An 11,770-nucleotide genomic window follows, 5' to 3' on the forward strand; every position below is an offset into this window, starting at 1 on the left:
GTGGGCTCGCTGAAAATCGAGAACGTGAAGAAGGCCTTTGGGCCGGTCGAGGTGCTGAAGGGCATCAACCTCGAAGTGAACGACGGCGAGTTCGTTGTCTTCGTCGGGCCGTCCGGCTGCGGCAAGTCGACCTTGCTCAGGGTCATTGCCGGGCTGGAGGACTCGACCTCGGGCCGCGTCGTCATCGATGGCGCGGATGTCTCGGCCACGCCGCCGGCCAAGCGCGGCATCGCCATGGTGTTCCAGACCTATGCGCTCTATCCGCATCTGACGGTGAAGAACAATATGGGCCTCGGCCTCAAGCAGGCCGGCACGCCCGCCCCGGAGATCGAGCGCCGCATCGGCATCGCCTCGTCGATGCTGTCGCTGGAGCCCTATCTCGAAAGGCGGCCGGCCGAACTCTCCGGCGGCCAGCGCCAGCGTGTCGCCATCGGCCGCGCCGTGGTGCGCGAACCCAAGCTCTTTCTCTTCGACGAGCCGCTTTCGAATCTCGATGCAGCACTGCGCGTCAACACGCGGCTGGAGATCGCGCAGCTGCATCGCCGGCTGAAGGCGACGATGATCTACGTCACCCACGACCAGGTCGAGGCGATGACGCTGGCCGACAAGATCGTGGTGCTCAACGCAGGGAAAATCGAGCAGATCGGTGGCCCGATGGAGCTCTACAATTCGCCGGCAAATGAGTTCGTCGCCGGCTTCATCGGCTCACCAAAGATGAATTTCGTCGACGGCGCCCGTCTCGGCGAAACCGCCAAGACCATCGGCGTGCGGCCGGAACATTTGACCGTCGATCCGAAATCCGGCGCCTGGAAGGGAACGGTGGTGCATGCCGAGCACCTCGGCGCCGACACTAATCTGTATCTCGACTGCGAGAAGGCCGGCCTGATCACCGTGCGGATTTTTGGTGTTTATGATGCCGAGCCGGGTGCCACGCTGTATGCGACGCCGGATCCGGCGAAGACGTACAGGTTTGGCGCTGATGGGAAGACGATCAAGTAATATTTGACGTCGGCGCTGCCCCTCATTGCCCTGCCGGGCATTTCTCCCCGTATAGTGACGGGGAGAAAGGTACTGGCGCGACGCCGGCGCCTTCTTTGCAGCGTTGGCGATTGGCGAAAGCAGCAGTCACAGCGTCCTTCTCCCCGTTCACGGGGAGAAGATGGCGGCAGCCAGATGAGGGGCGGCGCAGACCTGTCGAGCGACAGGCTTATACGTCTGCCTTGAACGTCTGCTTCTGCTGGCCCAGGCCCTCGATGCCGAGCTCAACCACATCGCCGGCCTTCAAGAACACCGGCGGCTTCATGCCCAGCCCGACGCCGGGCGGCGTGCCGGTGGAGATGATGTCGCCGGGGTGCAGCGACATGAACTGGCTGAGATAGGACACCAGATATTTGACGCCATAGACCATGGTCTTGGTCGAGCCGTTCTGCATCGTCTTGCCGTTGACGGTCAGCCACATTTTGAGGTTCTGCGGGTCGGCGACTTCGTCCTTGGTCACCAGCCATGGGCCGGTCGGGCCGAACGTGTCGCAGCTCTTGCCCTTGGTCCACTGGCCCTGGCGCTCGGCCTGGAAGGCGCGTTCGGAGACGTCGTGGGCAACGCTATAGCCGGCAACATAGTCGAGCGCATCGGCCTCGCTGACATACTTGGCGGTTTTGCCGATGATTACGGCCAGTTCGACTTCCCAGTCGGTCTTCTCCGAGCCGCGGGGGATCAGCACGTCGTCATCCGGCCCGACAATGGCCGAGCTTGCCTTCATGAAAATGATCGGCTCCGGCGGCACGGTGGCGCCGGTTTCGGCGGCATGGTCGGAATAGTTGAGGCCGATGCAGATGAACTTGCCGGTGCCGGCAACGCAGGCGCCGAGGCGCGGGCTGCCGGAAACCGCCGGCAGCGACTTCGGATCGAGCTTGGCCAGTGCCGCCAGCGATGCCGGGTCGAGCGTCTTGCCGCCGATATCGGTGACGTGAGCGGAGAGATCACGGATCGTTCCATCCGCATCGAGCAGGCCGGGACGTTCGCTTCCCACCTCGCCATAGCGCAGCAGTTTCATCTAAATCCTTCTCCTGATTGCGGCCTCGTGGCCTTTTGCAAACTTTCCGCCAAGGCGATTGCGCCTTCAAGGAACCGGCGGACCGTACCCATCGACCTGACCACGGACAAGCGCGATCGCCATACAAGATAGCCGGCGCGCGGGATTTTCAGACTCTTCGATCCCCTGTCAAACGCCGGGAAAGGGCCAGATCGTCCGGCTCGGCAAGATTTCCGCAGTCAGATCGACCAGCCGCCATCGATATTGTAGGCCTGCCCTGACGTATAGGTGGCGCCGGCCAGATAGACGGCGAGATCCGCGATCTCCTCCGGCGTGCCGAGCCGGCCCATCGGCTGGCGGGCGATGAAGGCGGCGCGGGCGGCATCGTAGTCGCCTTGCGCGTGCATGCGGTCCTGCAGCGACGGGCTCTCGACCGTGCCGGGGCAGATGGCGTTGCAGCGTATACCCTTGCCGACATAGTCGGCGGCGATCGCCTTGGTCAGGCCGATGACGGCGGCCTTGGTCAGGCCATAGACGAAGCGGTTGGGTACGCCCTTGGTTGAACTGGCCAGCGAGGCCATGTTGATGATCGATCCGTCGCCGCGTTCCAGCATGCCGGGCAGCACGGCCCGGCTGGTGCGGATCATGGCGCGAACATTGAGATTTAGCGCGAAATCGAGATCGGCTTCCTTCATCTCGAGGATCGAGCCGGAATGGACGAAACCGGCGCAATTGAACAGCACGTCCACGACGCCGATCTCGGCAAAGGCGGCGTTGACGGCTTCGTCGTTGAGCACGTCCAGCTTGCGGGTCTTGATCCCCGGCGTCTTGGCGAGTTCCGCCAGCAGTGTCTCGTTGATGTCGGTGGCGTGGACGATGGCGCCAGCTTTTGCGAACGCCAATGCGCTCGCCTTTCCGATGCCTTGCGCCGCTGCCGTGACGACAACGACCTTGCCTGCCAGATTCGCCATGCTGTTCTCCTCGTCCGCTGGGATAGTCCGGGTATACCTGCGGCTGGCCAAGGCGTCATGTGCCAGTCACGCGCGATCGTGCAGCCTGCGCCGTTGACCGTTCACTGATAAAGATGTTTTTTCTCGTTAAAGAACATCTGTCCGTGCGTCAACCCCGAACACGGGTCTCACAGCACCGGCGGGACATCAATCGCCGTAAGGCACCCAGACATTCTTGACCTCAACGGCGCGGCGCAGGAAGGCGTCGCCGGCGGCTTCGTCGGATGCCCAGTCGATGCCGCGGCCATTGCCGCTCCAGACGCGCTTGAGGTTGCCGACGGACTCGGCTTCGGCCTTGGCGCAGGTCTCGGCATCGGCGAATACCCAGAGCCCGTCGACATCGTCATGCTTGGCCAGCACGCCGGCGAGTTCGGCGCTGCGGCCGGTGACGATGTTGATGGCGCCTGAGGGAATGTCGGAATATTCGATGACCTGGTAGAGATCGGTGGCCAGCAGCGGGTAGCGCTCCGACGGCACCGCAACCACGGTGTTGCCCATGGCCAGCGCCGGTGCGACCAGCGAGATCAGGCCGAGCAGCGGCGAGCTATCGGGGGCGACGATGCCGACGACGCCGACCGGTTCATGGAGCGCCAGCGTCACGGCACGCGCCGGCGGCTGGTGCACGCGGCCCTCGAACTTGTCGGCCAGACCGGCATAGAGGAACAGCCGTTCGATGGATTGTTCTACCTCTTCCCGCGCGGCCTTGGGCGTAGCGCCGGTCAATTCGGTGAGACGGGCGGCGAACTCGCCGGCACGGCCGGAAAGATTCTCGGCCAGATAATAGAGCACCTGGGACCTGTTATAGGCGGTCGCCTCCGGCCAGGCCTTGGCACCGCGGGCGGCAGAGACGGCATCGCGGATATCCTTGCGGCTGCCGAGCCCAACTTCGCCGGCAAGCTTGCCCTTGGCGGTGGCGATGGCGAGCGAGTAATTGCCGTCCGGTCGCACCTGCTTGCCACCGATGAACAGCTTTGCCGTGCGGTCGATTGCCGAGCCGTCGGCCTGCTCGACCGGCTGTGCGGAGATCGTCGCCGGCTTGATGAGCGGGCCGAGCGGCAGCTTTGCCGAGAGGTACTCGAACATGCCCTCGCGCCCGCCCTCGCGACCGAAACCGCTCTCGCGGTAGCCGCCAAAACCACAGGCGGCGTCGAACATGTTGGTGCCGTTGACCCAGACCACGCCGGCTTTCAATTGGGGCGCGACGTGCAGAGCGAGGTTGATATTTTCGCTCCACACCGAGGCGGCGAGGCCGTAGCGCGTGTTGTTGGCCAGCTCGATCGCTTCCTCGGTGTTGCGGAAGGTCATGGTTGCCAGAACAGGGCCGAACACCTCTTCTTGCGCCAAGATGTTAGCCGGCGAAACACCTGTGGCGAGCGTTGGCAGATGGTAGTAGCCGGAAGAGGGCAGCGCCGCATCCGGCTGCCAGCAGACGGCGCCCTGCCTGGCACCTTCGGCAACCAGGCCCTTGACGCGGTCAAGCTGGGTCAAGTCGACCAGCGGGCCGATATCGGTGTTCTTGTCGAGCGGGCTGCCGACGCGCAGCCGGCTCATCCGCGTCTTGACCTTGGCGATCAGGGCGTCGGCGATGCCTTCCTGCACCAAAAGCCGCGAACCGGCGCAGCAGACCTGGCCCTGGTTGAACCAGATGCCATCGACCAGGCCTTCGACGGCGCTGTCGAGATCGGCATCCTCGAAGACGATGAAGGCCGACTTGCCGCCAAGTTCCAGCGACAGTTTCTTGCCCGAGCCGGCGGTCGCCTTGCGAATGATTTTGCCGACCTCGGAAGAGCCGGTGAAGGCGATCTTCTGGATGCCGGGATGGTTGACGATGGCGACGCCGGCCTCAGGGCCGCCCTGGACGATGTTGACGACGCCTTTCGGCACGCCGGCGCGTTCGCAAATCTCGGCAAACAGGATTGATGTCAGCGGCGTGAATTCGGCCGGCTTCAGCACCACGGTGCAGCCGGCGGCGAGCGCCGGCGCAATCTTCCAGGCCAGCATCAGCAGCGGAAAGTTCCACGGGATGATCTGGCCGACCACGCCGACACCCCTGTGGCCGGGGAAATCCTTGTCCAGCGCCTGCGCCCAACCGGCATGGTGGATGAAATGGCGGATCGCCAGTGGCACGTCGATGTCGCGGCTTTCGCGGATCGGCTTGCCGTTGTCGATGGTCTCAAGCACTGCGAACAGGCGCTGGTGGCGCTGCATGGCGCGGCCGATGGCATAAAGCACCTTGGCCCTGACATAGCCTGAGGATGCCGACCACTTCGGCAGCGCCTTGGTGGCCGCCGCAACCGCCGCATCGATATCGGCGGCGTTGGCGTCCGAGACCTTGGCCAGCAGCTTGCCGGAAGACGGCTCGCTGGTCTCGAAGGTCTTGCCGACGGAAGCGGCCTTCCAGTCGCCGCCGATGAACAGCGCCTTGGAAAAGTCGCGAGCAGCAAGCCATGCATCGGCCTCGTTGCGGGCTTCCGGCGCCGGGCCGTACTCCATGGCGTGATAGCGGTCGAGGATGTTCATCAGGTGCCTCCTTCACCCTCCCACTTGTGGGGAGGGTCGATCGGCGAAGCCGATCGGGGTGGGGGTGGTGCGCTCAAGCCATCGCGTGGCGATGATTGGCCGAATAGTGTCCGGTCAGATGGTGCTCGAGCTGGCGCTCGATGTCGGTCAAGAGGCTCGACGCGCCGAAGCGGAACAGGTCTGGCTCCAGCCATGGCCGGCCGAGCTCTTCCTTCATCAGCACCAGCCAGTCGAGCGAGGCCTTGGCGGTGGAAATGCCGCCGGCCGGCTTGAAGCCGATGAGATAGCCGGTTTCCTCGAAATAGGCCCTGATGGCGCGCACCATGGCGAGGCCGACGGGCAGTATCGCATTGACGCTTTCCTTGCCGGTCGAGGTCTTGATGAAATCGGCGCCCGCCATCATCGCCACCATCGAGGCCAGCATGACGTTGCGCAGCGTGGCGAGATCGCCGGTGCCGAGGATGACCTTCAGATGCGCGTCACCGCAAGCGGCGCGCATCGAGACGATCTCGTTGTAAAGCTCCCGCCACTTGGCCCCGAACACCAGGCCGCGCGGGATGACGACGTCAATCTCGTCGGCGCCGTCGCGGACCGAGGCTTCGATTTCCTGCAGGCGGGTCGACAGGGGTGCCAGACCATGCGGGAAGGCGGTGGAGACGGCGGCGACATGGATGCCGGTGCCGCGCACGGCGTCAACCGCGGTGGTGACGAAAGGATGGTAGACGCAGACGGCGGCCGGGCGGATGGTTTCACCTGATATGCCGAGGCCCTCGACAATGTCGCGGCGGAACGGATTGATCGCCTTGGCGCAGAGCCGGCGCACGCGCTCCTCGGTGTCGTTGGAATTCAGCGTCGTCAAATCCATGCAGGCGACGGCGCGCAGCAGCCAGGCCGCCTGGTTGTCGGCCTTTATAGAGCGCCGCTTGGTCAAGCTGGCGACGCGCCGTTCCAGCGCCGAGCGGTTGACGCTGCGCACCGATTCCATGAAGCCGAGATCGAGCTTCATGCCGGGATTGCGCGCAATGCGATGGTCCGGTGGAACGGCTGTGTTGGCGGCGGCACGCGCCGGCAGCGGCGTCACCTTGGACGAGCCAACATCGGCTTCGCGGATTGTGCTGCTCATCTCCTGCCCTTTCATTCAGCGACGTGTGCCGAAGATAGCCCGTGAAGTCGTACTTCACGAGTCCTGCAGACGGTGATATCCGAAAAAGGCGGCGAAAGCAGCAGTTTTTGACCGTGTGGTCAAAAACGCAGACTTCGAGATGTCAGGTGCGGCTCAGCCGACGAAAGCGCGCTCGACCACGAAAGTCGCCGGGTGGCTCAGCGAACCTTCCTCGAAGCCGAGGCTTTCGGCCAGTTCCTTGACGTCCTTCAGCATATGCATCGAGCCGCAGATCATGATGCGGTCGGTTTCCGGGCTGAGCTTGTCGATGCCGAGATCGCTGTAGAACTTGCCGGAGCCGATCAGCGCGGTGATGCGGCCCATGCGCGCTGAGTCCTCGCGGGTCGTCGAATTGTAGAGCGTGACGCGTCCAGTGGTCAGTTCGCCGATCAGCGGGTCGCTTTCCAACGCCGCGACCAGCTCCTGGCCGTAGGTGAGTTCCGCATTGTCGCGGCAGGTATGGGTCAGGATCAGCTGATCGAACTTGTCGTAGGTGTCGGGGTCGCGCAGCAGGCTGGCGAAAGGTGCGATGCCGGTGCCGGTCGAGATCATGAACAGCCGCTTGGCCGGCGTCAGCGCGTCGACCACCAGCGTGCCGGTCGACTTCTGGCGCATGATCACCGTGTCGCCGACCTGGATCTTCTGCAGCTCGGAGGTCAGCGGACCGTCCGGCACCTTGATCGAGAAGAATTCCAGCTCCTCGTCCCAGGCCGGGCTCGCCACCGAATAGGCGCGGTACACCGGCTTCTCGGCATTGGGCAGGCCGATCATGACGAACTCGCCGGAGCGGAAGCGCAGCGACTGCGGACGGGTGATGCGGAACGAGAACAGCCGATCGGTATAGTGCTTCACCGAGACGACGGTTTCGGCATAGACGTTGGCCGGAATCGGGAACTGCAGCGGTCGGGCGCCGGCGGTGTTGAGAGCGGATGTGGTGTTCATCAAATCCAACCTTCTGGCCCAACCGTGGACGCGGGCGCCAAACTTTCACCTGCACGCCCGGACCATTCAGATCCCGGCGGGCTGTTCGCACACTGCAAAGCGGCAAGCTCTTGTGTCCGGAATTTATTAGTATACAAACGATATTTGCGTCAAGATGCTCCCTTAAAACAGCTTTCCAAACTGGCGCATATCCGTAGTCGCGCATTTCGGGTTTCGACGATGGAAGAGAATATTTCGGCGCAAGCGCGCAATTCCCGGGGAAATGTCGTCGCCGGTATCGATGTCGGCGGCACCTTCACCGACCTGCTCCTGATCGACGGAAGCGACGGCGGCCGGGTGTATCTGGCCAAGACGCCGACCACGGTGGACAACCAAGCTTTCGGTGTGGTTTCGGCACTCGGCGCCACCGGATTTCCGATCGGCGGCATCGACCTCATCGTGCATGGCACGACCACCACCACCAATGCGGTGCTCGAACGCCGGCTGGCGAAAACCGGCATGATCACCACGCGCGGTTTTCGCGACGTGATCGAACTGGGCCGGCGCACGCGGCCGCAGGCCTATGGCATGACCGGCAGCTTCGTGCCGATCATTCCGCGCAATCTCAGGCTCGAAGTCTCGGAGCGCGTCGAAGCATCGGGCGCGGTGCGCACGCCGCTCGACGAGACCGAGATGCGCGACGCAGTGCAGACGCTGATAGCGGCCGGTTGCGAATCCCTGGTCATCCATTTCCTGCATTCCTACGCCAACCCGGCACATGAGCGGCGCGCCGTCGAAATCGCCACCGAACTCTGGCCGAACGGCTACATCACGGCAGGCCATGCGCTGCTGTCGGAAGCGCGCGAATTCGAACGCGGCGTGACCGCTTCGGTCAACGCCTCAGTGCAGCCGATCCTCGAGCGCTATGTCGAGCGGCTGCGCAAGGAATTGGCCGCCAAAGGCTATGCCCGCGACTTCCTGATCATGAACGGCAATGGCGGCATGATCTCGGCCCGCTTCGTCACACGTGAATCGGCCAAGACGGTCATGTCCGGCCCGGCCTCGGGCGTCATCGCCGCCGCCTATACGGGAAAACGCGCCGGCTTCGAAAACCTCGTCACCTATGACATGGGCGGCACCTCGACCGACGTGGCGTTGATCCGCAATGCCGAGCCGGCAGTGTCGAACGAGATCGAGATCGAATATGCGATGCCGATCCATGTGCCGATGGTGGCGGTGCACACGGTCGGCGCCGGCGGCGGCTCGATCGCCCGCGTCGATGCGGCCGGCCTGATCCAGATCGGTCCGGAAAGTGCCGGCGCCAATCCCGGCCCGATCTGCTACGGACGCGGCGGCCTCGAGCCGACCATTACCGACGCCAATCTGGTGCTCGGCCGGCTGGCGCCGAAGAAGCTGCTGGCGGTCCAAAATCCCGTCACATCAGAGCGCGTCACCGGCATTTTCGAAGACAAGATAGGCAAGGCGACCGGCCTGTCCGGCGTCGAGGCGGCGGGCGCGGTGCTGCGGCTCGGCAACATGAAGATGGCGGGCGCCATCCGCATGGTCTCGGTGTCGCGCGGCCATGACCCTCGTGATTTCGCGCTGTTCGCCTTTGGCGGCGCCGGCCCGCTGCACGCAACGGCCCTGGCACGCGAACTCGGCCTGCCCAAGGTGCTGGTGCCGGCGCGTCCGGGCATCACCAACGCACTCGGCTGCGTCGTCGCTGACCTGCGCCATGACTTCGTCAACACCATCAACCAGCCGGTGGCGGTGCTCGACGAAACACAGCTTCACACTGTATTGGAACGCCACCGAAACGAAGGTGAAGAGCTGATAGGTAAGGAAGCGGTGAAGCCGGAGACGATCCGCGTCACGCACTCCGCCGACATGCAGTTTGTCGGCCAGACCCACATCATCAACGTGGCACTGCCGTCTTCCTCGGTGACGCGGGGAACGCTGCAGCAGCTTTTCGAAAAGGCCTATTTCGCCCGCTTCAAGGTAGAGCTTCCGGAAATCCGCGCCAACCTCGTCAATCTCAACACCTCGGTGACCGGCGTGCGTCCGGCGATCGACCTGTCGCGGCTGATCGACCCGGCGGGGCGCGCGACAACGCTCGACGAGGCGCGGCGCGAGATCCGGCCGGTCTGGTACGCCGGCCAATGGCACGACACGCCGGTATACGCGCGCGAAAAACTGCCGCTCGACGCTGAAATCGAAGGGCCGGCGATCCTCGAACAGATGGATGCCACCACCGTGCTCGAGCCCGGCGACCGCGCACGCAGCGACGCCGACGGCAACATCATCATCGACATTGGCGAGGCCTGAGATGCCAAATCTTGATAGGGCAAAGCTCGACGCCATCACCCTTTCGGTCCTGCAGGCGGCACTCCAGCAGGTCTGCGACGAGATGGACCTGACCTTCTCGCGCGCCGCCTTCTCGCCTGTCATCGCCGAGGCCAATGACCGCTCCGACGGCATCTATTCGGCCGTCGATGGTTCGCTGATCGCGCAAGGCAGCCAGGGCCTGCCGGTGTTCGTCGGCGTCATGCAATATTCGACCAGGACGGTGATCGAGATGATCGCCGATGGCCGCTGCTTGGCCCCGGAGCCGGGCGACATCTACATCGTCAACGATCCCTATCTCGGCGGCACGCATCTGATGGATGTGCGCTTTGCCATGCCGGTCTACCGGGACGGCAAGATTTTCTGCTGGCTGTCCAATACCGGCCATTGGCCCGACATTGGCGGCTCGGTGCCGGGCGGATTTTCAGCCTCGGCGACTGCCGTGGAGCAGGAAGGCCTGCGACTGCCGCCCGTAAAACTGTTCAAGAAGGGCGTGCTCGATCCGGAGATCTACGCCATCATCTGCTCCAACATCCGTGTCGCCGACCAGCGCATCGGCGACATCCGCGCCCAGGCTGCGGCACTGCTGATCGGTCAGGACAGGCTCAATGGGATCCTGGATCGTTACGGTGATGAAACGGTTGTCGAGGCGATCGCCGAACTGCGCCGCCGCGCGGCCGAGCAGATGCGCGCCAACATCTCAGCCATTCCCGACGGCACCTACCATTCCAAGGCGTTTGTCGATTCCGATGGGGTGGTCAACGAGCCGCTGACCATCGCGCTCGCGGTGGAGAAACAGGGCAATACGCTGACCTTCGATTTCACCGGCTCGTCAAAGCCCTGCGCCGGGCCGATGAACAGTGTGCTGGCGACGACCTTGTCGTCGGTCTATCTCGCCATGCGCCACATTTTCCCTGATGTGCCGATCAGCGCCGGTGCCTTCGAACCGCTTGAAGTCAAGCGGCCGGAAGGCACTTTCCTCGACGCCAGATATCCACGCCCGGTCTCGGGCTGCGCGGCTGAAGTGTCGCAGCGCATCGCCGAAGCGGTGTTCGCGGCGATGGTGCAGGCGTTGCCGGACAAGGTGACGGCGGCGCCCGCCGGCTCCAGCGGCAATTTCGCGCTCGGCGGCAACGACCCGGCGCGCGGTCGCGATTACGTCATGTACCAGATCTCCGGCGGCGGTTACGGCGGAAATTCAGGCCATGACGGACTGACCAATGGCTGCTCGACCATCGGCATTTCCAAATCGCCGCCGGTCGAGATCATGGAACAGGCATTCCCGGTGCTCTACCGCCACTATGCCTTGCGCGAAGGTTCAGGCGGCGCCGGCAAGCATCGCGGCGGTTTCGGCCTCGCCTATGAGGTCGAAATCCTGCGCGGCGACGCCCGTGCTTCTTTCGTCATGGATCACGGCCGTTTCGGCCCCCAAGGCGCACTCGGCGGCAGGGATGGCGCGGTCAACACGGTGACCGTCTTCCGCAACGGCGAGGAACATGTACCGCCGCATTTGTCCAAGGAGCAGGACATCGCGCTCAAGGCCGGCGACCGCGTGCGTGTCGGCACGCCGGGCGGTGGCGGCTACGGCGATCCGCTGCAGCGCGATCCGGATCTGGTGCTGCGCGACGTGGCGTTGGGTTACTATACGGTCGAGGAAGCCAACGAAAAATTTGGCGTTGTCCTCTCGGCAGGCGAACTCGGCATCGACCGGACAGCGACGAACAAGCAGCGCGCCGGCTAACGCACGACCAATCGTGAGGGCTTGGTCCGCTCGCCGCGCCG

General features: G+C 64.1%; 8 protein-coding genes. 3 read left to right on the forward strand and 5 right to left on the reverse strand.

Going from position 1 to position 11,770, the window contains the following annotated elements:
- Entirely contained in the window at nt 1-999 is a 999-nt protein-coding gene (locus EOB80_RS13270; RefSeq protein WP_127328021.1) for an ABC transporter ATP-binding protein, read from the forward strand.
- Between the two features lie 208 nt (nt 1,000-1,207).
- Here EOB80_RS13270 and EOB80_RS13275 read toward each other — a convergent pair whose 3' ends face one another.
- The 5 genes from EOB80_RS13275 to EOB80_RS13295 all read right to left on the reverse strand — a co-directional run bounded on the left by EOB80_RS13275 (nt 1,208) and on the right by EOB80_RS13295 (nt 7,666).
- Nucleotides 1,208-2,053 carry a fumarylacetoacetate hydrolase family protein gene (locus EOB80_RS13275; protein WP_127328023.1) on the reverse strand — a complete coding sequence of 282 codons (846 nt, stop codon included), beginning with the start codon at nt 2,051-2,053 and terminating at the stop codon, nt 1,208-1,210.
- Nucleotides 2,054-2,271: 218 nt separating this feature from the next.
- A complete protein-coding gene (locus EOB80_RS13280) occupies nt 2,272-3,003 on the reverse strand; it encodes an SDR family oxidoreductase (protein WP_127328025.1) in 732 nt (243 codons plus the stop codon).
- Nucleotides 3,004-3,189: 186 nt separating this feature from the next.
- Nucleotides 3,190-5,562 carry an aldehyde dehydrogenase family protein gene (locus tag EOB80_RS13285; protein ID WP_127328027.1) on the reverse strand — a complete coding sequence of 791 codons (2,373 nt, stop codon included), beginning with the start codon at nt 5,560-5,562 and terminating at the stop codon, nt 3,190-3,192.
- A 73-nt stretch (nt 5,563-5,635) separates the two neighbouring features.
- On the reverse strand, nt 5,636-6,685 hold the full coding sequence (gene deoC, locus EOB80_RS13290; RefSeq protein WP_127328029.1) for a deoxyribose-phosphate aldolase: 1,050 nt from the start codon (nt 6,683-6,685) through the stop codon (nt 5,636-5,638).
- A gap of 153 nt (nt 6,686-6,838) precedes the next feature.
- Nucleotides 6,839-7,666 (reverse strand): ferredoxin--NADP reductase, encoded by an 828-nt coding sequence (locus EOB80_RS13295; protein WP_127320870.1) that lies wholly within the window; start codon nt 7,664-7,666, stop codon nt 6,839-6,841.
- Nucleotides 7,667-7,885: 219 nt separating this feature from the next.
- Here EOB80_RS13295 and EOB80_RS13300 point away from each other — a divergent pair, with 219 nt between their 5' ends.
- Together EOB80_RS13300 and EOB80_RS13305 are read left to right on the forward strand one after the other, a co-directional pair.
- Nucleotides 7,886-9,970, forward strand: coding sequence for a hydantoinase/oxoprolinase family protein (locus EOB80_RS13300; protein ID WP_127328031.1), 2,085 nt, complete (start codon nt 7,886-7,888; stop codon nt 9,968-9,970).
- Nucleotide 9,971: 1 nt separating this feature from the next.
- Nucleotides 9,972-11,729, forward strand: a complete 1,758-nt coding sequence (locus tag EOB80_RS13305) for a hydantoinase B/oxoprolinase family protein (RefSeq protein WP_127328033.1) — start codon at nt 9,972-9,974, stop codon at nt 11,727-11,729.
- Nucleotides 11,730-11,770 lie beyond the last annotated feature (41 nt).

Origin of the sequence: Mesorhizobium sp. M7A.F.Ca.MR.245.00.0.0 (assembly GCF_003997415.1) — a bacterium.
In the GTDB taxonomy this organism is placed as follows: domain Bacteria; phylum Pseudomonadota; class Alphaproteobacteria; order Rhizobiales; family Rhizobiaceae; genus Mesorhizobium.